Here is a 25,047-nt window from a genome sequence, read left to right as displayed (position 1 = left end):
ATGGCAAAAGAATATAGCCGTACCCAACGCATCGGCGATCAGATGCAGCGCGAGCTGGCCGAACTGATCCGTCGTGAAGTCAAGGATCCGCGTGTCGGCCTGGTGACCATCACCGCCGTGGATGTCAACCGTGACCTAGGCCATGCCAAGGTCTTCATCACCGTCATGGGCCCGGATGGCGTCGATGCCGTGCCGCAGACCCTCAAGGCCCTGAACAGTGCGGCGAGCTTCCTACGCCTGCACCTGGGGCGTGTCATGCAACTGCGCAGCGTGCCGCAGCTGCATTTCCACTTCGATGAGAGCGTCAGTCGCGGTGCTCACCTGTCGGCGCTGATCGAGCGTGCAGTGGCCGAAGACCGCTTGCACAAGGATGCCGACAAGCCGGACGCCGAGGAGTAATCGGTGGCCCAGGTCAAACGAATTCGCCGCAACGTCAGCGGCATCATCCTGCTGGACAAACCGTTGGGGTTCACCTCCAATGCCGCGTTGCAGAAGGTCCGCTGGCTGCTCAATGCCGAGAAGGCTGGCCACACCGGTAGCCTCGATCCGCTGGCCACCGGTGTGCTGCCGCTGTGCTTCGGCGAGGCTACCAAGTTCTCCCAGTACCTGCTTGACTCCGACAAGGGCTACGAAACGGTCATGCAACTGGGGCAGACTACCAGTACCGCCGATGCTGAAGGCGAAGTCCTGCAGACGCGCGATGTGACCGTTGGTCGCGCCGACATCGAGGCCGTTTTGCCACGTTTTCGCGGTGAAATCAGCCAGGTACCGCCGATGTACTCGGCCCTCAAGCGTGATGGGCAGCCGCTGTACAAACTGGCGCGTGCAGGAGAGGTAGTGGAGCGCGAGGCGCGTTCTGTTACTATTAGCCGCTTGGAGTTGCTCGAGTGCGAAGGCACCCGGGTTCGCCTGTCGGTCGCTTGCAGCAAAGGCACCTATATCCGCACGTTGGTGGAGGATATTGGTGAGGCGTTGGGCTGTGGTGCCTACGTCGCCGAACTGCGCCGGACCCAGGCCGGCCCCTTCGAGCTGGCACAGACCGTGACCCTTGAGGAACTCGAGCAAGCCCATGCCGAAGGTGGCAACGAAGCGCTCGATCGCTTCCTGATGCCATCCGACAGCGGGTTGCAGGATTGGCCGCTGGTGCGTCTTTCCGAGCACAGCGCGTTCTACTGGCTGCATGGCCAGGCGGTTCGCGCGCCGGATGCGCCGCAGTTCGGCATGGTCCGGGTACAGGATCACAATGAACGCTTCATCGGTATCGGTGAAGTGAGCGAAGACGGGCGAATTGCGCCGCGTCGACTGATTCGGTCGGAATGATCGAAACCGCACGCCCGGGCTCAGGCCCAAGCGTACGGAACCGAGGGTGGCTGTTAATAGGCACGGTCACACCTCTTCTCATTAATACAGGGATTCATCCCTGGCCTATTGGAGACCGTTCGCGGGATCCGTTTATCAGGAGAAGCCAAATGGCCCTCAGCGTTGAAGAAAAAGCTCAGATCGTTGCCGAATACCAGCAAGCCGCCGGCGATACCGGTAGCCCGGAAGTGCAGGTTGCTCTGCTGACCGCCAACATCAACAAGCTGCAAGGCCACTTCAAGGCCAACGAGAAAGACCACCACTCCCGTCGTGGCCTGATCCGTATGGTTAACCAGCGTCGTAAGCTGCTGGACTACCTGAAGGGCAAAGACACCACTCGTTACAGCGCCCTGATCGGTCGCCTGGGCCTGCGTCGCTAATAGCGTCCTGGCCAGTGGTGTGCATGGCGTGTCGCAGGTTTCGGGAATGCTGCCTGGCAGCATTCGCGTCAGACACGCCACGCGTATCTCCGAGGTTGGCAGCCTGGCTGTGCTGAGCGGTTTTACCGCGCGGCGGCCAGGCTCCCAGCCTCGTGTTGTATCTGGACGGTCAATGGGGCCGATTCCCCGTTCTGCCCAAGAATTCGCAAGAACAAGTTCCCCCCAGAGCCACTGAAAAAGGTAGGAAACCGTGAACCCGGTAATCAAGAAATTCCAGTTCGGTCAGTCGACCGTAACCCTCGAGACGGGCCGCATCGCCCGGCAGGCGACCGGCGCCGTGCTGGTCACCGTCGACAACGACGTCACCGTGCTGGTGACCGTGGTCGGTGCCAAGCAGGCAGATCCAGGCAAGGGCTTCTTCCCGCTGTCCGTCCACTACCAGGAAAAGACCTACGCCGCTGGCAAGATCCCTGGTGGCTTCTTCAAGCGTGAAGGCCGTCCTTCCGAGAAAGAAACCCTCACTTCGCGCCTGATCGACCGTCCGATCCGCCCGCTGTTCCCTGAAGGGTTCATGAACGAAGTGCAGGTTGTCTGCACCGTGGTTTCCACCAGCAAGAAGACCGATCCGGACATCGCAGCGATGATCGGTACCTCGGCTGCCCTGGCCATCTCCGGCATCCCGTTCGAAGGCCCGATCGGCGCAGCCCGCGTCGCCTTCCACGAAAGCACCGGCTACCTGCTGAACCCGACCTACGAGCAACTGGAAGCCTCCAGCCTCGACATGGTCGTGGCCGGTACCGAGTCCGCTGTACTGATGGTTGAATCGGAAGCCAAAGAGCTGACCGAAGACCAGATGCTGGGCGCCGTGCTGTTCGCCCACGACGAGTTCCAGACCGTTATCCAGGCCGTCAAGGAACTGGCCGCCGAAGCCGGCAAGCCGACTTGGGACTGGCAGCCAGCTCCAGCCAATACCGAGCTGCTGAACCAGGTGCGTGCCGAATTCGGCGAGGCCATTTCCCAAGCCTACACCATCACCCTGAAGGCCGACCGCTACAACCGTCTGGGTGAGCTGCGCGACCAGGCCATTGCCCGTCTGTCCAACGAAGAAACCGGCCCGACCGCTGGCCAGATCAAGGACATCTTCGGCGAGCTGGAATACCGCACCGTCCGCGAGAACATCGTCAACGGCAAGCCGCGTATCGACGGCCGTGACACCCGCACCGTGCGCCCGCTGAACATCGAAGTCGGTGTGCTGCCGAAGACCCACGGTTCGGCACTGTTCACCCGCGGCGAAACCCAGGCCCTGGTCGTTGCGACCCTGGGTACTGCCCGTGATGCCCAGTTGCTGGACACCCTGGAAGGCGAGAAGAAAGACGCCTTCATGCTGCACTACAACTTCCCACCGTTCTCGGTCGGCGAGTGCGGCCGCATGGGCGGCGCTGGCCGTCGTGAAATCGGCCACGGCCGTCTGGCCCGTCGTGGCGTTCAAGCCATGCTGCCGAGCGACAGCGAGTTCCCGTACACCATCCGCGTCGTATCGGAAATCACCGAGTCCAACGGCTCCAGCTCCATGGCGTCGGTCTGCGGTGCCTCCCTGGCACTGATGGACGCGGGCGTACCGATGAAGGCGCCAGTCGCCGGTATCGCCATGGGCCTGGTCAAGGAAGGCGACAAGTTCGCAGTCCTGACCGATATCCTGGGTGACGAAGACCACCTGGGCGACATGGACTTCAAGGTTGCCGGTACCGCCAAGGGTGTTACCGCACTGCAGATGGACATCAAGATCAACGGCATCACCGAAGAGATCATGGAAATCGCCCTGGGCCAGGCCCTGGAAGCGCGCCTGAATATCCTCGGTCAGATGAACCAGATCATCGCTCAGTCGCGCAGCGAGCTGTCGGCTAACGCACCGACCATGCTGGCGATGAAGATCGACACCGACAAGATCCGTGACGTCATCGGCAAAGGCGGCGCTACCATCCGCGCCATCTGCGAAGAGACCAAGGCTTCGATCGACATCGAAGACGACGGCTCGATCAAGATCTTCGGCGAAACCAAGGAAGCGGCCGAAGCGGCCAAGCAGCGCATCCTGGGCATCACCGCCGAGGCCGAAATCGGCAAGATCTACGTGGGCAAGGTCGAGCGTATTGTCGACTTCGGCGCCTTCGTCAACATCCTGCCGGGCAAAGACGGTCTGGTGCACATCTCCATGCTCAGCGATGCGCGCGTAGAGAAGGTCACCGATGTTCTGAAAGAAGGCCAGGAAGTCGAAGTACTGGTACTGGACGTGGACAATCGCGGCCGTATCAAGCTGTCGATCAAGGACGTGGCGGCTGCCAAGGCATCCGGCGTTTAAGCCTCTCCAGGCGAAAAAAGGACCCCTTCGGCAGACTGTGTGAAAACCTAGCAATCTGCCCGGCCCTTTAAAAAAATGCTCCGTATCGAAAGATACGGAGCATTTTTCGTTATGGCCTACATACAATGAGAGTCCCGCAGCCAGACCCGCCTGTTCCCGGTCTCGTTGGAGGAATTGATCCCTGAAGATCACCTCGTACGGGTCATCGACCTGTATGTCGCCAAGCTGGATCTAGGTCAGCTCGGCTTTGAAAAAACTCAGCCCAAGGCCACCGGGCGCCCCGCGTATGACCCCGCCAATCAGCTCAAGCTCTACCTCTATGGCTATTTCCAGCGCATTCGCTTGTCTCGGCGTCTGGAGGTCGAATGCCAGCGCACATCGAAGTGATGTGGCTGATCAACCGGCTGAAACCCGACTTCAAGACCATCGCCGACTTTCACAAGAACAACAAAGCCGCGTTCGTTGCGACGTGCCGAGCTTTTGTGCAGTTCTGCCGAACTGCCGGTTTGATTGCTGGTGACCTGGTTGCCATCGACGGGAGCAAGTTTCAGGCAGTCGCTTGCGCGCGACGCCACCTGAACTTGACCGCGTACGTTTTCTTGGGCCACTTGCATCTTGCATGCAGGATTTTGCCAAGCCTTGCAAATTGCACGATGGCAAAGCGAATTTGTTTTTGTAATTTATTGATTTTTAAGAGATTTTTTCTGGGAGAAAACTGGCACAGCACATGCAAAGTTAGTCTCACCTGCTGCCAGGAAACATGGCGCAGTCCTTTCGAACAACAGGAGTGACTCACATGAAGAAATTCGCCATTGCTGCCGCTACTGCCACCGCCCTGACCCTGACCATGGCTAATGCGGCATTTGCCCAGCAGCCCGCCCAGTCGTCCCCAATGACGCTGGCGGCCGGTGAAGTGACCAAGGCCAAGGAAGAGACCAAAGACACTTGGATCACCACCAAAGTGAAGGCCGACCTGATGACAGAGAAAGGCATCCCTGGCAGCGATATCAAGGTCGAGACCAACAAAGGTGTGGTCTCTCTGTCCTCTGACGTAGCCATCACCGCCTCGCAGAAAGAACAGGCGATCGCCATCGCCAAAGCGATCAAGGGTGTCCAGGCCGTGTCAGCTGACGGCCTGAAAACCGAATAAGGATTGTCCCGTCGGCCAAAAGGACTTGGCCATCCTTTCATCGAGGGCCGCTGTGCGCCTCTGCCGCTGGATTCGAAGCCAGCGACAGGGTCACACAGCGGCCCTCGACCATTGTTCGTCTATTCGCCGCCCAGGCGCACGGGGTTGAAGGCAATCACATCGCTCTCGAAGCACTCCTGCTCGACGATCAGCGGGTCCACCAGCGGGCGGCTGTCACGGAAATGCGCCGTTTGGGTGTGGGCGTCATACGCGGCGTCGTCGCGATAGATCTCATAGAGGTAGATGACGTCCGGGTCGACGCGGTCCTGGGACACATCGAACACCAGGCAACCTGGCTCATTGGCCACCGAGGCGGCCGCATTGACCTTGATGGCGCTCAGGAATTGGTCGGCGCTGCCGGGCTTGACCCGGGTCTTGATGAAGAGGCTGTACACAAGGCGGTCCTTTTGTTTTAAATTCGACGGCAAATTGTATACATAAAAGGAGTCGCGTCCATGTCCGATCTTCCCGCCCGTCCTGGCCGCCTGAATGGCCTGCGTCACCTCGCCCTGCTGGTACCCAATCTGGAGGAGTGCGAGCGCTTCTACGTCGATCTGCTGGGCATGGAAGTGCTGCACCGTGCCCACGAGGACCTGGTGTACCTGACCTGCGGTAACGACAACCTGTCCCTGGGACGCGGCGCAGGTGCTGCCAATGGTCTGCAGACCCTGGATCACTATGGCTTCATCGTCGACAGCGTGGAGGAGCTGGACGCCTGGTACCTGTATTTCAAGGCCCATGGCGTGACCCTGCTGGACCGGCCGTTCGATCATGGCGATGGCGCGCGCAGCTTCCATGTCCTCGATCCGGCCGGCAACAAGGTGCAACCGCTGTATCACCCGGCGGTTTCCGGACAGCGGCTGGTCTGAGGGGGGGCGGGTAAATCCGCTACTACAGGGCCCGCACAGCCTCCGTAGGAGCGGGTTTACCCGCGAAGATGACAGCGGCCAGCCTCGGGCCCTGCCCGTAGGCGCGGCTTACTCGGCATCCAGATGCAATGGCGTGATGACCTGCCCATCGCTTTCCGCCTGCCCCAGGTTGGTATCGATGAAATACACCCGGTCGTCTTCCAACTGGCCTTTGTCCACCAGGTAGTCCTTGATGCTGCCGGCGCGGTCCTGGCCCAGTTGACGCAACAGCGCGGTACTTTCAGACCAGCTCTTGATCACCGCATCGTGCAGCTTGGTAGTGCGTTCATCGCGGCTGAGCTGCTGCCATTCGGCCGGCGGCTGCTGCTTGAGACGAGCGCGGTAGATACCTTCGAGCATCGCCGGTTTGTCGCTGTCGTCGACCACCAGCATCGATGCGTTGGCCGGTACCTTGTCGCCGCGGCGCTGGAGAATCTTGTACCAGGTAGCCTGGTACTCGCGCTCCAGGCGTTGCTTGGCGATCAGCGGGCCATCGCTGCTCTGTGCACTGGTGCCTTCGATCTCCAGGCGCAGTTCCGGGCGTTCCTTGAGCGCGCTGGCGAGTTTGTCCAGCGCTGACTGAGCGTCGGCGCTGAGGTCGCTGGAGCCTGGAGTGAACGCTACGTTACCGAGGTCCTCAGCACCGCCGCCGGCGATCAGGCCGCCGATGAACTTGAACGGCGCCTGGGCCGCGCGCAGCACCAGATTGCGCAAGGTCTGCCAGATGATCGGCATGACGCTGAACTGCGGGTTGTTCAAGTCGCCGGTCACCGGCAGTTCGATGGAGATCTTGCCTTCGGTGTCCTTGAGCAGCGCCACCGCCAGGCGGATCGGCAGGTCCACCGCGTCGGGACTGTCGACCTTCTCACCCAATTGCAGTTGTTCGACCACCACCTTGTTCTCGGCCTTGAGCTGGCCGTTGGTGATCAGGTAATGCAGGTCGAGGTTCAGCCGGCCTTTGCGGATGCGGAAGCCCGCGAACTTGCCTGAGTAGGGCGTCAGCGTGGTCAGTTCCACACGCTTGAAGCTGGTGGCGATGTCCAGGCTTGCCAGCGGGTTGAAGGGGTTGAGCGCACCTTTGATCGTCACCGGCGCGTAGCGGTCCACCTTGCCTTTCACATCGACCTTGGCCGGTGCTGGCTTGCGGTTGTCGATGGTGCCGATCTGGCCGTTCAACTGCTGGATGGCCGTGGCGAAGTTGGGGGTCAGGGTGAGATCGGCAAAGTTGGCCGAGCCATCGTTGATGTCGATCCCGCCGATGCGGATGCCCAGCGGCTTTTCATTGCTGGCAGTGGCCGGTTTGGCCTGGCCGGTCGCTGGCCCGCTGGCCGGTTGCGGGATCAGCAAGTCGTCGACATTGGTGGTGCGGTCTTCGTTGATGATGAAGCGCGCATAGGGCTGCAACAGGGTCACCTTGTCGATCGACAGGGCATCGCCATGGACGTACGACAGGCCACTCAGGTCCAGCTGCTGCCATTTGACGAAGTCCCGATTCTTGATGGTATCCAGGGTGTGCAGCTGGCTCACCTGAGCCTTGCCGCCGACGCTGAAGGCCAGCGGTTCGGTGCTCTTGAGGTCGACCTTCAGGTCACTGGAAAGCATGCCGCTGCGCAGTTCCAGACGGATGAACGGGCTGATGTAGGCCTGGGCCACGCGCAGGTCGATGTCGCGGGTGCTGACATCGAGCTTGGCGGTGACCGGCGCCAAGTTGACCTGGCCTGCGGCCTGCAGCTTGCCTTGCTTGCCGACACCTGTGTCTAGCTTGAGGGTGAAGGGCGACTGGTTGAGGCTGTCGAAGTCCTGCAGGTCCACATTGAGCGGGCCTACATCCAGCGCCACGGGCTCCTTCTGGCTGCGGTCGGCCAGGTGCACCTGGTAGTTGCGCAGTTGCACGTCCTTGAGCAACACCTGCCAGGGCTTGCTTGGCTCCTTGGCGGCCTTTTCCTCTGTGGTCGGCTCGGCGGCGGCAGGTTCGGCTTTTTCCTTCGGTGTGGCTTTGGCTGGCTGGCTGGCGAACAGTTTTTGCCAGTCGAGCTGGCCGTCGCGTTCGAGCGCGGCCCAGGTTTCGAGTTTTTCGCTGCGTATCTTGCCGACGGTGACCCGCTGCTTGGCCAGGTCGATGGAGGTTTCGCTCACCTCCAGGCTGGCCAGGCGGGCCAGTGGGCGTCCGTCGGGTGCCTTGATGGCGAAGGGCGCGATGCGCACCGAGGCGTTGTCCAGCAACAGCTCGGTTTCCTTGGACAGGTTGAGCTTGTAGTGGGTGTCCAGGCTGACGATGCCGTCTTCCAGCACCAGGGGGACCGCATCGCGTACGTAAGGCCAGAAGGCTTTCATCTTGCCTTCAGTGACCTTGAGGGTACCCTCGGAGGCGATGGGAGCCAGGCTCAAGGTGCCGCTCCAGTCGATGCGCCCGCCATTGGGGCCAATGGCGACCAACGCCATGTCGGCATTGTCGTCGGGCAGGGTGCTGAGGTTTTTCAGCTCCAGGTTCATGGAGTCGTAGAGGAACTCGATGGGCTCGCTCGGTCGCAGGTCCTGGAAGTGCAAATAGCCTTCGCTGAGCTTGATGCTACCGATGCGCAGCGGGAAGGGGTCGCCTGCGGGCTCCTCGGGCTTGGGTTCGCTGGGCGGTAGCTTGAACAGCTGGGTCAGGTTGAGGCTGCCGTCCTTGGCGAAGAGGACTTCGTTGCGGGGCTTGTCCAGCTCCACCGTTTCCAGGTGCAGGGCCTTGGTCCACAGGCTGTCGAGCGAGAGGTTGGCGTAGAGGCGTTCGAAGCCCACCTGTTCTTTGCCCGGTTCGCCGATCTGCAGCCCCCAGAGCGTGAGCTCAAGGCTGAACGGGTTGAACTCGAGGCGCTGCAGGTGTGCCGGCACCGTCGCGTATTGCGCCAGTTGCTGGTTGGCGATACGCAGGCCGACACCAGGAATAATGAGAAAGCCAAGCAGGCTGTACAGGGCCACGAGGGCCAGCATGGCGCCGACGGCGCGCGTCAATCCTTTGGGCATGTAAGACGTCATCTGTCTGAAGCGGGGTGCCTTGGAGTATGGCACGTTAAAACGGTTCCGACGAAACGACCAAAAACCTTACTCGATACCCATTCGTCGTCTTGCCCGGTGTGCCGATCCGTTGCGCATGGCCCAGCGGAGCACCGGGGCGATGCGATTGATGCCCACGCGGATCATGCGCTGCTGAAGTGGGCTCTGGTGCAAGTCGAGCATGTCGCGGGCCCAGTCCGGCAGCAGGTCGATACCGGCATTGAGCATCAGTTTGCCGACGGGTTGCGCCATTCGGCTGGGGGCGGGAGCGTCGAGCAGGATGTCCACCACCTCATGGCTGCGCACGTCGCACAGCAGCTGCGGGCGCATGCGTTGCAGATACGCCTCGACCGCCTGACACGAGCGCGGCACATCCCGTGCGCCCAGGCGTTCGGCGATCAGCGCGATCTCATCGTAGTAGGCGTCCTGAGCCTCCCGGCTGAGGTGGGGGTTGCGGTAGCGCAGGTGGGCGGCGAGAAAACTGCTGACCTCGGCGACATGGACCCAGGTCAGCAGGTCCGGGTCGCTGGCGGCGTAAGGACGCCCATCGGGGGCGGTGCCGATCACCTTGAGGTGGATGGTGCGGACTTTCTCGATCAGCCATTCGGCATCGCGGGTCGAGCCGAAGGTGGTGCCGGAAATGAACTGGCTGGTGCGACGCAGCCGGCCGAGAAGGTCCTGGCGGAAGTTGGAGTGATCCCACACCCCGGCCAGCGCCAAAGGGTGCAGCAGTTGCAGCATCAGAGCGCTGATGCCGCCGACCAGCATACTGGGGAAGTCGCCATGCACCTGCCAACTGATGCTTTGGGGGCCGAACAGGCCTGGATCACCCTTGGGGGATTCCAGGTCGAGCTGGCCGAGGGCCAGCCCGGTAAGGCTCATGACCTGGGTTTCGATGCGGCGGCGTAAGGCTTCCATGGCGGTCCCGCAGGCCGCCATGGGCGACCGTCTATTGATTGAGGCGATTGTCGATCAAGCCCTGGACCACACTAGGGTCGGCCAGGGTCGAGGTATCGCCCAGGTTGTCCAGCTCATTGCAGGCGATCTTGCGCAGTATACGCCGCATGATCTTACCCGAGCGGGTCTTGGGCAGTGTGGGCGCCCACTGGATCAGTTCGGGTTTGGCGAAGCTGCCGATTTCTTTGCTGACCAGGGCCAGCAGCTCGCGCTTGAGCGCATCGTCCGGGGTGACGCCGTTCATGGGCGTGATGAAGGCGTAGATGCCCTGACCCTTGAGGTCGTGCGGATAGCCGACCACGGCGGCCTCGGCGATGCTGTCGTGAAGTACCAGGGCGCTTTCCACCTCGGCGGTACCGATGCGATGACCGGAGACGTTGATCACATCGTCGACGCGGCCGGTGATCCAATAATCGCCATCGGCATCGCGGCGGGCGCCATCACCTGTGAAGTAATAGCCCGGCATGGGCTTGAAGTAGGTGTCGACCATGCGCTGATGATCGCCATACACACTGCGGATCTGTCCGGGCCAACTGGCTTTGATCACCAGCAGGCCAGCCCCTGGACCTTCGATGACCTTGCCTTTCTCGTCCAGCAGCACCGGTTGCACGCCGAACAACGGTCGCGTCGCGCAGCCGGGCTTGAGGTGGGTGTTGCTCGGCAGCGGGCTGAGCATGATGCCGCCGGTCTCGGTCTGCCACCAGGTATCGACGATGGGGCAACGTGTCTGGCCGACCGCCTCGAAGTACCATTCCCAGGCCTCCGGGTTGATCGGCTCGCCCACACTGCCGAGCAGGCGCAGGCTTTGTCGTGACGTGCTTTGCAGCGGCGCAGAACCCTCACGCATCAGCGCGCGCAAGGCGGTGGGAGCGGTGTAGAAGATGTTCACCTGGTGTTTATCGACCACTTGCCAGAAGCGCGAGCTGTCCGGGTAGTTGGGCACGCCTTCGAACATCAGCGAGATCGCGCCGTTGGCCAGCGGGCCATAGACGATGTAGCTGTGACCGGTGACCCAGCCGACATCGGCGGTGCACCAGAACACCTCGCCGTCACGGTAGTCGAACACCACTTTGAAGGTGAGGGTGGCCTGCAGCAGGTAACCGGCCGTGGTGTGCAGCACACCCTTGGGTTTGCCGGTGCTGCCGGAGGTGTAGAGGATGAACAGCGGATCCTCGGCCTCCATGGGCTCTGGCGGGCAATCGTCGCCGGCCTTTTCCGTTGCCTCGTGATACCAGAGGTCCCGGCCTTCGCTCCAGTCGATATCGGCCCCGGTGCGGCGTACCACCAGCACGCTGCTGACACCCGGGCAACTGGTCAGGGCCTTGTCGACGTTCTGTTTGAGCGGGATGCGCTTGGCGCCGCGGACACCTTCGTCTGCGGTGATCACGGTGCGGCAGTCCGCGTCGAGGATGCGATCACGCAGGGCATCGGGTGAGAAACCGCCAAATACCACTGAGTGAATGGCGCCGATGCGGGTGCAGGCGAGCATGGCGTAGGCCGCCTCGGGAATCATCGGCATGTAGATGCAGACCCGATCGCCTTTCTTCACCCCACGGGCTTTCAAGGCATTTGCCAGGCGGCAGACCTGGCGGTGCAGCTCGCGGTAGGTGATGGCCTTGGAATCCTTGGGATCGTCACCTTCCCACAGCAAGGCGGTCTGTTGCCCACGGCTGGCCAGATGACGGTCGATGCAGTTGTAGCTGACGTTCAGCTGGCCACCCTCGAACCAGCGAGCCTTGCCGGTGGTCAGGTCGCATTGCTGCACGGTCGTCCAGGGCTTGATCCAGTCCAGGCGCTTGGCCTGTTCGGCCCAGAAGATGTCGGGGGCCTCGACGGACTGGCGGTAGAGGCGCTGGTAGTCGTCGGGGGAGAGGGCGGCGGACTGGCTGACGGCCAGTGCCTGGGGGTAGTTGCGGATATCGAACATGGCGGGTGGTCCTGCTCTTGTGAGGGGCGAGGGACTGCAGCGGCTATTCGATGGACAGTGTAGAAGGTGGGGGTGTTCCCTGAAGGGGCCATGCCGGTGTTCGCGGCAAAAGCCAACAGGGCCATGCACATCACCACGTGATATGCATGGCCCTGAGAGCGAAGGTATACCGGCGTGGCATCAGCCGCGGTGACGGCCGCGGAAGTAGTTGATCAGGCCCTGGGTGGAACCATCTTCAGCGCTGTCTTCCAGGCTGCCGACCAAGCGTTGATACACGCCCTTGCCCAGCTCCTTGCCCAGTTCCACGCCCCACTGGTCGAAGGCGTTGATGCCCCAGATGACGCTCTGCACGAACACCTTGTGCTCGTACATGGCCACCAGCGCACCGAGGCGACGCGGGCTGATGCGCTCGACCACCAGGGTGTTGCTCGGACGGTTGCCCGGGATCACCTTGTGTGGTGCCAGCTTGTCGATGTCCGCTTCGTTCAGGCCTTTGGCGCGCAGTTCGGCCTCGGCTTCTTCGCGGGTCTTGCCGAGCATCAGCGCTTGGCTCTGGGACAGACAGTTGGCGTACAACCACTGGTGGTGGTCGGCCACTGGGTTGAAACTCACCACCGGAACGATGAAGTCCGCCGGGATCAGCTGGGTGCCCTGGTGCAACAGCTGGTGGTAGGCATGCTGGCCGTTGCAGCCGACGCCGCCCCAGATCACTGGGCCGGTATCGGTCTTCACCGGGGTGCCGTCCTGCAGCACGCTCTTGCCGTTGGATTCCATGTCCAACTGTTGCAAGTGCTTGGTGATGTTGCGCAGGTAATGGTCGTACGGCAGGATCGCGTGGCTCTGGGCCCCCCAGAAGTTGCCGTACCACACGCCCAGCAGGGCCAGCAGCACGGGCATGTTCTTCTCGAACGGGGTGTTCTGGAAGTGCTGGTCCATGGTGTAGGCACCGGACAGCAGCTCCTTGAAGTTGGCGGTGCCGATGGCCAGGGCGATCGGCAAGCCGATGGCCGACCACAGCGAGTAGCGCCCGCCTACCCAGTCCCACATCGGGAAGATGTTCTCTTCGCGCATGCCGAAGGCCACGGCGGCGGCCTTGTTGCTCGACACGGCGATGAAGTGGCGGTACAGCTCAGCCTCGGAACCGCCCTGGGCCAGGTACCAGGTACGCGCGGCGGTGGCGTTCTTCAGGGTTTCGAGGGTGTTGAACGATTTGGACGAGACGATGAACAGCGTAGTCTCGGCGCGCAGATTGGCCGACAGCTCGTGGAACTCGCTGCCGTCGATGTTCGCCAGGTAGTGGCAACGCACGCCGCGCTGGGCGTAGGGCAGCAAGGCCTCGGAGACCAGCTCTGGGCCCAGGAAGGAGCCACCGATACCGATGTTCACCACGTCGGTGATGGGTTTCTCGCTGTAGCCGCGCCACAGGCCGTCATGGATGCGACCGACCAGTTCGGTGATCTGGTTGAGGACCTTGTGCACCTCGGGCATCACGTTGACGCCGTTGACACTGAGCTTGTCGCCCACCGGGCGGCGCAGGGCCGTGTGCAGGACCGGACGCCCTTCGGAGGCGTTGATGATCTCGCCACTGAACATCGATTGGATGGCGTCCGCCAGCCCGACCTGGTTGGCCAGGTCTACCAGCAGGTCGCGGGTCTGCTCGGTGATCAGGTTCTTCGAGTAGTCGAGGAACAGGCCACAGCTGCTGAGGGAAAACTGATCGAAGCGCTTGGGATCGGCTGCGAAGGCTTCGCGCATGCTGAAACCCTGCATGGCGTCGCGGTGTTGCTGGAGCGCCTGCCAGGCGGGCAGCGCCGTCACATCGTGGGGGGTACGGTAATACGCCATTGCGGATGCTTTCCTTGGTGCGTGATGGGCCTTGGACAACAGACAGTTGCTGGCAGTTGCAGGCTGGCCATCATTATAGGCATTGGCTGTCAGGAAGGAATGGGGGGCTTTGCGCCCCTCATAAGCTCCCACCACTTGGGTGTAGGCGCTGGCGAAACCTGCGATGGGCTGCGAAACAGCCCCCGCTATCACGCGGTCTTTTCGTCCAGGTGCAGGTAAAGGTTGTCGATCAAGCGGGTCGTGCCCATGTAGGCCGCCGCCAGGATGACCAGGTCGCGGTCATCGACCATCGCCGGGCGCAATGTCACGGCGTGGCGCACTTCCAGGTAGTCCGGGCGGAACCCGGCGGCTACCAGTTGCGCCTGACCCTCGGCAATTAGCGCGGGATAGTCGCGCTGGCCCTTGGTGATGGCTTCGGCCATGGTCTTCAGGGTGCGGTACAGCGCGGGTGCTGCGGCGCGTTGTTCCGGGCTCAGGTAGCCGTTGCGCGACGACAGCGCCAGGCCGTCCTCGGCGCGCACGGTGGGCTCGCCGATGATCTGGATCGGCATGTTCAGATCGCGCACCATGGCGCGGATCACAGCCAGCTGTTGGAAGTCTTTCTCGCCGAACACTGCAAGGTCGGGCTGGACCATGTTGAACAACTTACTGACCACCGTGGCCACCCCTTCGAAGTGGCCGGGGCGGCTGGCACCGCACAGCCCTTCGGACAGTTGCGGCACGCTGACGCGGGTCTGCACCGTCATGCCGTCGGGGTACATCTCCTCGACGGTAGGCGCGAACAGCAGGTGACACCCGGCTTCGAGCAAACGTGCTTGGTCGGCGGCCAGGGTTCGGGGATATTTGTCCAGGTCTTCGCCGGCGCCGAACTGCAGTGGGTTGACAAAGATGCTGGCGACCACGAAATCGGCACGCTGGGCGGCTTTGGTCACCAACGCAGCATGGCCACTGTGCAGGTTGCCCATGGTCGGCACGAAGCCGATCCGCTTGCCTTCGCCGCGTGCGCGTGCCACGGCGGCGCGCAGTTCTCGGACGGTCTTGACTGTATTCATGCGCTGAACCCGTGTTCGCTACCTGGGAAGCTGACTGCCTTGACCGCCGCCACATAGGCAGCCAGGGCGCTGTGGATATCCGGCTGGCCTTCCATGAAGTTCTTCACGAACTTGGGCACACGTCCGCTCAGGGACAGGCCGAGCATGTCATGCAGGACCAATACTTGACCGTCGGTGGCGCTGCCGGCACCGATGCCGATCACCGGAATGCTGACCGCCTGGGTGATCTCGGCGGCCAGGTCGCTGGGCACGCACTCGAGCAGCAGCATGGCTGCACCGGCTTGTTCCAGGGCGATGGCGTCGGCACGCATCTGTCGGGCTTGGGCTTCCTGGCGCCCCTGGACCTTGTAACCGCCCAGCACATTGACGGTCTGCGGGGTCAGGCCCATGTGCGCGCACACCGGTACGCCACGTTCAGCCAGCAGGCGAATCGTCTCGGCCAGCCAGGCAGCGCCCTCTAGCTTGATCATGTGGGCGCCGGCCTGCATCAGGGTGGCGCAGTTGGCGAAGGCCTGCTCGGGCGTGGCATGGGCCATGAACGGCAGGTCGGCGAGGATCAGTGCGCCCTCGTTGCCGCGTTTGACGCAGGCAGTGTGGTAGGCCATTTCGGCGGTCGTGACCGGCAGGGTACTGTCATGGCCCTGCAGGACCATGCCCAGGGAGTCACCCACCAACAGTATTTCCACGCCGGCTGCGCAGGCGGCCTTGGCGAAGGTCGCGTCGTAGCACGTCAGCATGGCGATTTTCTCACCCTTGGCCTTGAGGCCGTGCAGGGTGGTCAGGGTTACTTCAGGCATGTAGGAAATCCTCGTTCAGGCGCTGTGAAAAACGACTGCGTACAACGCGTGTAATCATCTTCCGGAGCGGCACATCATCGTGTGTGATGTTCGGGCACAGGTCCGTCCGAGCCTAAATAGGTAAAAAGGCGGCACTTTGGTGCCACGGGACGCCTATAGTCGTGAGCGAGGGGGGGGAAGTCAATCACCCTGTTACCGCATTGTTACGATCAGGGTGTTACTGGCGTTACCGTTGTCCGAAACGCCCGAATTACAGGCGTTCCAGACCCTCGAAGGGGCAGGCTTCGAGCAGTTGCGCCAGGCTGCGGCCGTCGGCAAGTTGGAAATCTGCAGGTACCAGTTCGGCGAGGGGGTAGAGCACGAAAGGGCGCGCCTGCATGTGATAGTGCGGGACTTTCAGGCGCGGCACGTCGATGACGTGGTCGCCGAACAGCAGCACATCCAGATCGAGCGTACGCGGCCCCCAGCGCTCCTTGCGTTCCCGGCCTTGGTCAAGCTCGATGGCCTGCAGCGCGTCGAGTAGCGCCAGTGGCGCGAGGCAGGTATCCACGGCGGCCACCGCATTGGTATAGCGCGGTTGGCCGGGGAGCAGGGAATCGCTGGTATAGAACGCCGAGGTCGCCGCCAGGCGGGTGTCGTCGACGTTGTCCAGCGCCTGCAGGGCGCTTCGCAGCTGTTCGGCGGGCTCAGCCAGGTTGCTGCCCAGGCCGATGTAGGCGCGGGTCGTCATGTTCAATCCCAGTTCTCGTCGCCGCTACGTTTGCGCTTGCTGCCACTGCGCTTGCGTTTGCGCGGTGCGGCCCCGGCGCTGTCGTCGCGGTTGCCCAGTTCACGGATCATGTCGCGACGTTCGCTGTCGTTGGCGTCCTGATAGTCGGTCCACCACTGGCCCAGGTCGTCGGTTTCCTCGCCGGCGCTTTCGCGCAGCAGCAGGAAGTCGTAGCCAGCACGGAAACGTGGGTTGTCGAGCAACATGTCGGCGCGTTTGCCGCTGCGGCGTGGCAGGCGCTCCTGCATGTCCCAGATCTCGCGAATCGGCAGGGTGAAGCGCTTAGGAATCGCGATGCGTGCGCATTGCTCGGCGATCAGGTCGTGCGCGGCGTTGTTCATGGCCGGAATCGGCGGCACACCCTGGCTTTGCAGGTACAGGGCGCGACCCGGCAGCGCAGGCCAGAGCAGGGCGGCGAACAGGAAGGCCGGGGTGACCGGCTTGCCCTGTTTGACCCGCAGGTCGGTGTTGGCCAGCGCCTGGCTGATCAGGGTATGGGTGTAGGTCGGGCGCTCTTCCAGCGCATGCGCGCTGGCTGGGAACAGCGGGTCGAACAGGTGCAGGTCGACCAGCATCTCGAAGGTGATTGCGCCTTGACCGCAGAGGAACAGTTTGAGGCTTTCCTCGAACAGACGCGCCGGCGGGATTTCCCGCAGCAGCGGTGCCAGTTCGCGGATCGGCTGTACGGTGTGCTTTTCGATGCCGAAGTCGAGCTTGGCGGCAAAGCGCACGGCACGCAGCATGCGCACAGGGTCTTCCTGGTAGCGCTGAATGGGGTCCCCGATCAGGCGCAGCAGGCGGTTGCGGATATCGTGCACGCCATTGGCATAGTCGAGGATGCGCTCGCTCACTGGGTCGTAGTACAGCGCATTGATGGTGAAGTCGCGACGCTGGGCGTCATCTTCCAAGGTGCCGTAAACGTTGTCGCGCAGGATGCGTCCGCTGGCATTGTGCGACGAGCGGTGGCTGTCGCCTTGGTCTTCTTCGGAGTGATGGGCGCGGAAGGTGGCGACTTCGATGATCTCACGGCCGAAATGCACGTGGACCAGCTTGAAGCGCCGACCAATGATACGGGCGTTACGAAACTCCGCGCGGACTTGCTCAGGAGTGGCACTGGTGGCGACGTCGAAATCCTTGGGATTGATGCCCAGGAGCAGGTCGCGGACGCAGCCGCCGACCAGATAGGCCTGGTAGCCGGCGCTTTGCAGGCGCTCGACGATACTCACCGCGTGGCGGCTGAACTGGCTGCGTTGCAGCGAGTGCTGGCTCTTGTTGATCACTTCAGGCGTGGTGCGCCTGTGGTGCTGACCACGGATAGGAGGACGGAACGACTGGAACAGCTTCTTCAGCATGGGATGCACTGTTTGAAGGAATGTTCGGCCAAGAATAGGAGAATGGCCGCATGATGGGCGGGGATTCTAGCATTTACTCGGGGAATGGTGTAGGCGGTGCTTGGGGGTGACGCTGGAGGGGGAGAAACGACATGGGGAGCCGAAGCTCCCCAGGAAAGTCGTTGCGTGCTCTTATTGTTTTTCTGCCGGGCTTCTTGTTTTTGTTGATGCCCTGTCCACAAATCTCAAAGCTTGTGGACGACCCCCAACCCGGGGGTGAAGAGCAAACGGATTGCTTTGGTCGCTGATGTTATGCTGATCATTCGATCCAACCAGTTCAGGCGCTGCTTTTTAGTGCAGTTTTTGTTGTTCTCTGCCTGGCTGTGGGGCAAGCCCCAAACACAACTCCTCTCCAAAAGAATCAGTTAGCTGCGCCTCCGCCGTCTTGTTTTTATTGTGCGTGAGCCGTTTCGTCTTGTTCTTATTCTGGATTGCAGTGCTTGTTATTGTTCTTGTACCAGACATATAGCAGGTGCCGTGCCAACTTTAAGAAACCAAGCAAAATCAAGGCTTTGCGGGTTCTGTGCTCTCGGCGGCGGGCGAAAAATGTCGAAATTTCGTTACCGTACGCCTCGGTTGATGTTACGGCTGGGCGGGTGGGGTAACAGATTCCTGGGGCAACTGCGCTGTCACCGGGGGAACACTGGCAACGCCGGTCCTCTCAGCCACGCCGCTGTAGCTGTAGGAGCGGGTTTACCCGCGAATAGGTCGGTCCAAGCAACACAAGACAGTTGCTCCGCTAGGGGGGGCTGCGTGGTGTGCGGGAGAAAGGGGAAGGGCAGGAGAAGATACGCCTGCCCTGAACGTGAGAGGGCGGATCAATTGTCGCTGGTGGCGTTGCTCTTGCGCCGTGGAATACCCAGTCGCTGGCGTCGTTCCCACAGGCATTTGCGGCTGACGCCCAGCTTGCGGGCCAGCTCGGTCTCGGTCATGTGATCCTGATGCTCGAGGACGAAATGCTGGAAGTAATCTTCCAGTGACAGGTCCTCGGTCGGCTCATGACTGGCGTTGTTGGTGCCGGCACTGGCCACTGCCGAGGCGGTGTCGAATGGCTCTTCGTCCTCCAGGCCGCTCAGCTCGATGTCGATGCCCAGCAGGTCGGCCGAGATTTCCGCGCTCTCGCTGAGAATCACTGCACGCTCCACAGCGTTCTCCAGTTCGCGCACGTTACCCGGCCAGCTGTAATGACGGATCGCTTGCTCGGCCTCGGCCGAGAAATGCAGGTCATCACGGCCGATGCGGGCACTTTGGCGGGCCAGGAAGGCATCGGCGATCTCGTTGACGTCGCTGCCACGCTCGCGCAGGGCCGGAAGCTTCAGGGCGATCACGTGCAGGCGGTAATAAAGGTCTTCACGGAATTGCCCAGCCTTGGCCAGGTTCTTCAGGTCGCGGTGAGTCGCGGCGATCAGACGGACATCGACTTTTTGCGATTGCACCGAGCCGACCCGGCGAATCTCGCCCTCCTGCAACACACGCAGCAGGCGGGCCTGGGCTTCGAGCGGCAGCTCACCGATTTCGTCGAGGAACAGCGTACCGCCGTCGGCCGCTTCGACAAGACCGGCACGGCCGGCGCTGGCACCCGTGAACGCGCCTTTCTCGTGGCCGAACAGTTCGGACTCGATCAGGGTTTCCGGGATGGCTGCGCAGTTCACCGAGATCATCGGTGCCTTGGCGCGACGGGACAGGTTGTGCAGGGCGCGGGCGACCAGTTCCTTGCCGGTACCGGACTCGCCCTGGATCAGGACATTGGAGTCGGTAGGCGCGACCTTGCGGATCTTGCCGAACATGTCCTGCATCGGCGGGCACGAACCGATGATGCCGATTTCGCCGTTGGCAGGCGCCGGGCTGGCTTTGTCGGCGGCGGCCTTGCCATTGGCCCGCGGCTCGGCGGCGCTGGCGACCGCAGGTGCCGGGGCATTCTGCCGATCACGCAGAATACGCGCCACGGCCTGGAGCATTTCGTCGTGATCGAAGGGCTTGGCGATGTAGTCCACCGCGCCCATTTTCATCGAGTCGACCGCCGAGCGCAGGCTGGCGTAGCTGGTCATGATCAGCACCGGAGTGCCCTGGCCGAGCTTGATCAGCTCGGTGCCTGGGGCGCCGGGCAGGCGCAGGTCGCTGACGATCAGGTCGAAGGTGGCAATGCTGAAGCGTTCCTGGGCTTCCTGCACCGAGCCGGCTTCGCTGACCTGGTACTGGTTCCGCTCGAGCAGTCGACGCAAGGCCGAGCGGATGATGGTTTCGTCTTCGACGATCAGAATGTGCGGCATTGATTCAATTCTCTCGACGGTCTCGAATTTCAGGGGACGTCGCTACGACATGCCTTGGCAGGGTCACGCGGATCCGGGTACCACGTTGGCGTTCGATATCGGCCGGGCTGTCGATGGTGATTTGCCCATAATGCTCTTCCACGATGGAATAGACCAGAGCAAGCCCCAGTCCAGTGCCTTCGCCAGGGTCCTTGGTGGTGAAGAAGGGCTCGAACAGCCGGTCCATGATGTTTTTCGGGATGCCGCTGCCTTCGTCTTCGACGATCAGGTCGACAGTGTGCTCGCACACGGCACTGCGCACACGCACGGCGCTGCCGGGCGGCGAGGCGTCGCGGGCATTGGAAAGCAGGTTGATCAGCACCTGGGCCAGGCGCTGGGGATCGCCCTCTGCCCAGTGATCCGGGTCGCAGAGGTTGAAGAACTGTACTTCGAAATTGCGCCGATTCAACGCCAGCAGACCAATGGCATCCTGCGCGACCTCGGCAAGGCACACCGGCTCCTCGCTGTTCTGGTGGCTACCACCGGCATGAGCGAAGCTCATCAGCGACTGGACGATGCGCGAAACGCGTTTGGTCTGTTCGATGATCTGGCTGGACAGCTCGATGATCTCGCCATCGCCTTCGCGCTCCTCGCGCAGGTTTTGCGCAAGGCAGGCGATACCGGTGATGGGGTTGCCGATTTCGTGGGCGACCCCCGCAGCCAGACGACCGATGCTCGCCAGCCGCTCGGAGTGCACCAGCTTGTCTTCCAGGGCCTGGGTATCGGTCAGGTCCTCGACCAGCAGCACCAGGCCGCTGTTGCCCGGCGCCAGGGGCTCGGCGATGGCCGCCTTGTGCAGATTGAGCCAGCGGGTCTGCCCGTCCAGGGCCAGGCGCTGCTTGTGCAGGTGCTCGTCGGGGATGTTGATGAAGTTCTGCAACAGCCCGCGCCAGGGTTCGCTGACGGTGACCAGGCGCGAGCCGACCACGTGCATGGCCGCCACGCCAGTCAGCTCTTCCATGGCCTTGTTCCACATCAGGATCTCTTGGTCCTTGGCCAGGGAGCAGACGCCCATGGGGAGCTCCTGCAGGGTCTGGCGGTGGTAGCGGCGCAGGGCGTCGAGTTCTGCGGCAAGGCCGGTCAGGCGCGAGTGGTAGTCTTCCAGGCGACTTTCGATGAAATGGATGTCCTCGGTGACGTAGTTCTCGTTACCGGACTTGTATGGCAGGAAGGTCTCGACCATATCCTGGGCCACGCTCGGCCCCATCAGGCCCGACAGGTTGGCCTCGATGCGGTCGCGCAGGCGACGCAGGGCATAGGGGCGGCGCTCGTCGAAGGGCAGGTACAGATCACGCAGGGCCTGCTCGACTTCCTTCTGCGCAGCCTTGGCGCCCAGGGGCTTGGCCAGCTGGGTGGCGAACTCCTGAGGCGAGGCGGCATGCAGTTCGCGCCGTTGCGGACGACGCACGTTGTCCACGGCGCAGGCCTCGGCGGCGCTGACTTCTTCGCTGCTGGCGTTGGTGAAGAGCGAGATCAAGGTGAACAGCAGCACGTTGGCTGCCAGCGAACCGATGGCAGCCATGTGCCAACTGGTGTCGTCCAACACGTAGATCATGTCCAGCAGCGGGATATAGAACCCCTGCAGATTGCCCAGCAGAGGCAGCAGCATGGTCACCATCCACACCGCGATGCCCGCCATCAGACCGGCGATGAAGCCGCGGCGGTTGGCTGTCGGCCAGTACAGCACCGAGAGCACGCCCGGCAGGAACTGCAAGGTGGCGACGAAGGCGACGATGCCCAGGTTGGCCAGGCTCTGGTGGTTGTTCTGGGTCAGGTAGAAGACGAAGCCGGCTGCGATGATGGCGACGATCAGGGCGCGGCGGGTCCACTTCAGCCAGCGGTAGATGTTGCCCTCGGCCGGCGGCTGGTAGAGCGGCAGCACCAGATGGTTGAGGGCCATCCCCGACAGGGCCAGGGTAGTGACGATGATCAACCCGCTGGCAGCCGAGAGCCCGCCGACATAGGCGAGCAGAGCCAGCGCGGGATTGTCGGCGGCGATGCCCAGACCTAGGGTGAAGTACTCCGGGTTGGTGCTTGCGCCCAGACGCAGCCCGGCCCACAGCACCAGCGGCACGGCCAGGCTCATCAGCAGCAGGAACAGCGGCAGGCCCCAGCTGGCGCTGACCAGCGAGCGCGGGTTGAGGTTTTCGGTGAAGGCCATGTGGTACATGTGCGGCATGACGATGGCCGAGGCGAAGAACACCAGCAGCAGGGTTCGCCACGGCCCCTCCTGCAGCGGGGTGTGCAGCGCGGCCAGCGCGGTCTGGTTCTGCAGCAGCCAGACTTCAAGCTGGTGCGGGCCGCCGAACACGCCATACAGCGCATACAGGCCGATACCGCCCAGGGCCAGTAGCTTGATCACCGACTCGAAGGCGATGGCGAACACCAGGCCCTCGTGTTTTTCACGCGTGGCGATGTGGCGCGAGCCGAAGAAGATCGTGAACAGGATGATCAGCACGCAGAATGCGAAGGCCACCCGCGCCTTCACCGGCTCGCCCGTGAGAATGCTGATCGAGTCGGCCACTGCCTGGATCTGCAAGGCCAGCAAGGGCAGTACGCCGATCAGCATGAAGATGGTGGTCAGCGCCCCTGCCCAGGTGCTGCGAAAGCGAAACGCCAGCAGGTCGGCAAGCGAAGAGAGCTGATAGGTGCGCGTGATCTTCAGGATCGGATAGAGCAGCACCGGCGCCAGCAGGAAGGCCCCCGATACTCCCAGGTAACAGGCCAGGAACCCATAGCCGTACTGGTAGGCCAGGCCCACCGAGCCATAGAAGGCCCAGGCGCTGGCATAGACTCCCAGGGACAGGGTGTAGGTCAGCGGGTGGCGGATGATCGAACGCGGGATCAGCCCACGCTCGCTGATCCAGGCCACGCCGAACAGCACCAGCAGGTAGGCGGCGCTGATCAGGATCATCTGGGTCAGGCTAAAGCTCATCGGCATCTCGTTGGCTCTGCAAAATGAAGGTGACGACGATGAGGATCAGCCAGAGCAGGTAGGGGCGGTACCAGGCACCGGTTGGCTCGATCCACCAGTCCATGATGGCCGGGGAAAACAGGTAGATCCCCACGACCAGAAGCAGGACCAAACGATAGATGTACATGCTGGCCTCGATGGTTGGGCGCTGCGGGCTTGGACTTATTATTGGCGCAAATGGCTGGGGCGATGCTAGCGGGATTCATCCTCGCTCGGCAACAATTTGAATTTATTGGGTTTTTGCGCCGCTGTTGTTAAAGCGAGCCTGCGCGAATGCCTGATTCAGTGCAGGTCAGCCTCCGGTACCGTCAACTGGTGGGCAATCGCCTCGGGGCGCCACTGCTGCCGTGCGATCGACAGCACCTCGACGGGGCTGGCGCTCTCCATCCCGGGCTCAGTGGCCTGGCCCAGGGCTCGCAGGGCGCGCAACAACAAGGGGGTGGCCTGGTCGGCCGCCAGTGGCGGCGAGCGATAGGATTTGCCCAGCTTGTGGCCGTCCGGCTGGGTGATCAGCGGGATGTGCAGGTAGCGCGGTTGGGAGAAGCCCAGTAGTTCCTGCAGGTAGAGCTGGCGCGGCGTGTTGTCCAGCAGGTCGGCGCCTCGCACGATGTCGGTGATGCCCTGCCAGGCATCGTCCAGCACCACCGCCAGTTGGTAAGCGTAGAGGCCGTCCCGGCGCTGAATGACGAAATCGCCCACCTCACGTCCGAGGTGTTGTTCGAAATCCCCCTGGACGCGGTCGGTAAAGCGATAGATCAACTCCGGCACCCGCAGACGGATCGCGGCGCCTTCTCGGGCGTGTCCTGCGTTTCGGCACAGGCCCGGATACACTCCGCCGTAGCTTTCCAATTGCTTGCGCGAGCAGGTACAGGCATAGGCCAGGCCCATGCGAAACAGACGTTCGACCACCTCAGCGTAGGCTTCGTGGCGTTGGCTTTGGTACACCACTTCGCCATCCCATTCCAGGCCGTAGCGCTCCAGTGTCTGCAGGATGGCATCTCGGGCACCGGGCATTTCCCGTGGCGGGTCGGTGTCTTCCATGCGCAACAGCCAGCGGCCGCCGACCGCGCGGGCATCGAGCCAGGAGGCCAGCGCCGCGACGAGCGATCCGAAGTGCAGGAAACCGCTGGGGGTGGGGGCGAAGCGCCCAATGTAGCTGGAGTCGTTCATGGGTGTGCAGGCTATATAAATGAAACGGGGCGCTTCAAGCGCCCCGTTCAGGTGGGAATCAGGTCAGGCTTTGCCGACCTGCTTTTCCTTTTTCTCCGCCAGCTCCTTGCAGTCGAAGCACAGGTCGGCGGTTGGGCGCGCCTCCAGGCGACGCAGACCGATCTCGACGCCGCAGGCTTCGCACCAGCCGTACTCTTCGTCCTGGATCGATTGCAGGGTCTTGTCGATCTTCTTGATCAGCTTGCGTTCACGATCCCGGTTGCGCAGCTCAAGGGCGAATTCTTCTTCCTGGCTGGCACGGTCGGCAGGGTCTGGGAAGTTGGCTGCTTCATCCTTCATGTGGTCTACGGTCCGATCCACACTGGTCATCAGCTCTTGCTTCCAGGCACTGAGGAGTTTGGTGAAATGCTTGCGCATGGGTTCACCCATGTACTCTTCGCCCGGCGTTTCCTTATAGGGTTCGACACCGTACATGGACTGACCGGCTTTTTGCTTTTCTACGGTGGACATGAATAGACCGCCTCTCACTCATCTGATCCAATGCGCAGGCTGCTCCATCTCCGGCACCCGCCGGCCCTGCGACTGCGAGCCGCCGAACTTACCAGATAGATCGGGGGTGCGCTACCCC

At 62.4% G+C, this 25,047-nt stretch carries 20 protein-coding genes and 1 pseudogene; 7 read left to right on the top strand and 14 right to left on the bottom strand.

The features are described from left to right. From rbfA to IEC33019_RS23405, 6 genes and pseudogenes are all read left to right on the top strand, one after another. On the top strand, positions 1-399 hold the full coding sequence (rbfA, locus tag IEC33019_RS23435) for a 30S ribosome-binding factor RbfA (RefSeq protein ID WP_070092247.1): 399 nt from the start codon (positions 1-3) through the stop codon (positions 397-399). 3 nt (positions 400-402) lie between these two features. Beyond that, positions 403-1,320, top strand: coding sequence for a tRNA pseudouridine(55) synthase TruB (gene truB, locus IEC33019_RS23430; RefSeq protein ID WP_070092248.1), 918 nt, complete (start codon positions 403-405; stop codon positions 1,318-1,320). Positions 1,321-1,469: 149 nt separating this feature from the next. Next, on the top strand, positions 1,470-1,739 hold the full coding sequence (gene rpsO / locus IEC33019_RS23425; RefSeq protein WP_011532144.1) for a 30S ribosomal protein S15: 270 nt from the start codon (positions 1,470-1,472) through the stop codon (positions 1,737-1,739). Between the two features lie 250 nt (positions 1,740-1,989). Beyond that, positions 1,990-4,095 carry a polyribonucleotide nucleotidyltransferase gene (pnp, locus tag IEC33019_RS23415; protein WP_070092249.1) on the top strand — a complete coding sequence of 702 codons (2,106 nt, stop codon included), beginning with the start codon at positions 1,990-1,992 and terminating at the stop codon, positions 4,093-4,095. 150 nt (positions 4,096-4,245) lie between these two features. After that, a pseudogene (locus IEC33019_RS23410) lies at positions 4,246-4,679 on the top strand (transposase); the annotation flags it as partial. 212 nt (positions 4,680-4,891) lie between these two features. Further along, positions 4,892-5,245, top strand: coding sequence for a BON domain-containing protein (locus IEC33019_RS23405; protein WP_043210081.1), 354 nt, complete (start codon positions 4,892-4,894; stop codon positions 5,243-5,245). 119 nt (positions 5,246-5,364) lie between these two features. Here the strand turns inward: IEC33019_RS23405 and IEC33019_RS23400 are convergent, their stop codons facing one another. Then, positions 5,365-5,679, bottom strand: a complete 315-nt coding sequence (locus tag IEC33019_RS23400) for a putative quinol monooxygenase (protein WP_070092252.1) — start codon at positions 5,677-5,679, stop codon at positions 5,365-5,367. Positions 5,680-5,739: 60 nt separating this feature from the next. Between IEC33019_RS23400 and IEC33019_RS23395 the strand changes: the two genes are divergently transcribed. Next, complete coding sequence (locus IEC33019_RS23395; RefSeq protein ID WP_043210077.1) at positions 5,740-6,153, top strand: VOC family protein; 414 nt, start codon at positions 5,740-5,742, stop codon at positions 6,151-6,153. Positions 6,154-6,261: 108 nt separating this feature from the next. On the opposite strand, the gene IEC33019_RS23390 is transcribed toward IEC33019_RS23395, so the two are convergent. From IEC33019_RS23390 to dksA, 13 genes are all read right to left on the bottom strand, one after another. Further along, on the bottom strand, positions 6,262-9,198 hold the full coding sequence (locus IEC33019_RS23390) for a DUF748 domain-containing protein (RefSeq protein WP_070092253.1): 2,937 nt from the start codon (positions 9,196-9,198) through the stop codon (positions 6,262-6,264). 78 nt (positions 9,199-9,276) lie between these two features. Continuing rightward, on the bottom strand, positions 9,277-10,146 hold the full coding sequence (locus IEC33019_RS23385; RefSeq protein WP_070092286.1) for an oxygenase MpaB family protein: 870 nt from the start codon (positions 10,144-10,146) through the stop codon (positions 9,277-9,279). Between the two features lie 31 nt (positions 10,147-10,177). Further along, positions 10,178-12,112: an acetate--CoA ligase gene (gene acs / locus IEC33019_RS23380; RefSeq protein WP_070092254.1), complete on the bottom strand. Its 1,935-nt coding sequence runs from the start codon at positions 12,110-12,112 to the stop codon at positions 10,178-10,180. A gap of 180 nt (positions 12,113-12,292) precedes the next feature. Next, positions 12,293-13,957, bottom strand: coding sequence for a glucose-6-phosphate isomerase (gene pgi, locus IEC33019_RS23375; protein ID WP_070092255.1), 1,665 nt, complete (start codon positions 13,955-13,957; stop codon positions 12,293-12,295). Positions 13,958-14,145: 188 nt separating this feature from the next. Next, the gene (gene panC / locus IEC33019_RS23370; protein ID WP_070092256.1) at positions 14,146-15,009 is read right to left on the bottom strand and encodes a pantoate--beta-alanine ligase; all 864 of its coding nucleotides are present in this window, start codon (positions 15,007-15,009) and stop codon (positions 14,146-14,148) included. Further along, on the bottom strand, positions 15,006-15,806 hold the full coding sequence (panB, locus tag IEC33019_RS23365) for a 3-methyl-2-oxobutanoate hydroxymethyltransferase (RefSeq protein WP_099593954.1): 801 nt from the start codon (positions 15,804-15,806) through the stop codon (positions 15,006-15,008). The genes panC and panB overlap by 4 nt, the downstream gene beginning before the upstream one ends. A gap of 250 nt (positions 15,807-16,056) precedes the next feature. After that, a complete protein-coding gene (gene folK, locus IEC33019_RS23360; RefSeq protein WP_070092258.1) occupies positions 16,057-16,536 on the bottom strand; it encodes a 2-amino-4-hydroxy-6-hydroxymethyldihydropteridine diphosphokinase in 480 nt (159 codons plus the stop codon). A gap of 2 nt (positions 16,537-16,538) precedes the next feature. After that, complete coding sequence (locus IEC33019_RS23355) at positions 16,539-17,927, bottom strand: polynucleotide adenylyltransferase PcnB (protein ID WP_070092259.1); 1,389 nt, start codon at positions 17,925-17,927, stop codon at positions 16,539-16,541. Positions 17,928-18,784: 857 nt separating this feature from the next. Next, complete coding sequence (locus IEC33019_RS23350; RefSeq protein WP_070092260.1) at positions 18,785-20,236, bottom strand: sigma-54-dependent transcriptional regulator; 1,452 nt, start codon at positions 20,234-20,236, stop codon at positions 18,785-18,787. A 4-nt stretch (positions 20,237-20,240) separates the two neighbouring features. After that, a complete protein-coding gene (locus tag IEC33019_RS23345; RefSeq protein WP_170831763.1) occupies positions 20,241-23,216 on the bottom strand; it encodes a sensor histidine kinase in 2,976 nt (991 codons plus the stop codon). Further along, positions 23,200-23,376, bottom strand: coding sequence for a hypothetical protein (locus tag IEC33019_RS23340; protein WP_003250005.1), 177 nt, complete (start codon positions 23,374-23,376; stop codon positions 23,200-23,202). Before IEC33019_RS23340 ends, IEC33019_RS23345 begins: the two co-directional genes overlap by 17 nt. Before the next feature lie 155 nt (positions 23,377-23,531). Then, on the bottom strand, positions 23,532-24,419 hold the full coding sequence (gluQRS, locus tag IEC33019_RS23335; RefSeq protein WP_070092262.1) for a tRNA glutamyl-Q(34) synthetase GluQRS: 888 nt from the start codon (positions 24,417-24,419) through the stop codon (positions 23,532-23,534). A gap of 63 nt (positions 24,420-24,482) precedes the next feature. Further along, the gene (gene dksA, locus IEC33019_RS23330) at positions 24,483-24,929 is read right to left on the bottom strand and encodes an RNA polymerase-binding protein DksA (protein WP_070092263.1); all 447 of its coding nucleotides are present in this window, start codon (positions 24,927-24,929) and stop codon (positions 24,483-24,485) included. Positions 24,930-25,047 lie beyond the last annotated feature (118 nt).

The organism is Pseudomonas putida (assembly GCF_002741075.1).
GTDB lineage: Bacteria > Pseudomonadota > Gammaproteobacteria > Pseudomonadales > Pseudomonadaceae > Aquipseudomonas > Aquipseudomonas putida_T.
The sequence above is the reverse complement of the archived record's forward strand: the minus strand, read 5'-3'. Positions and strand labels throughout refer to the sequence as shown.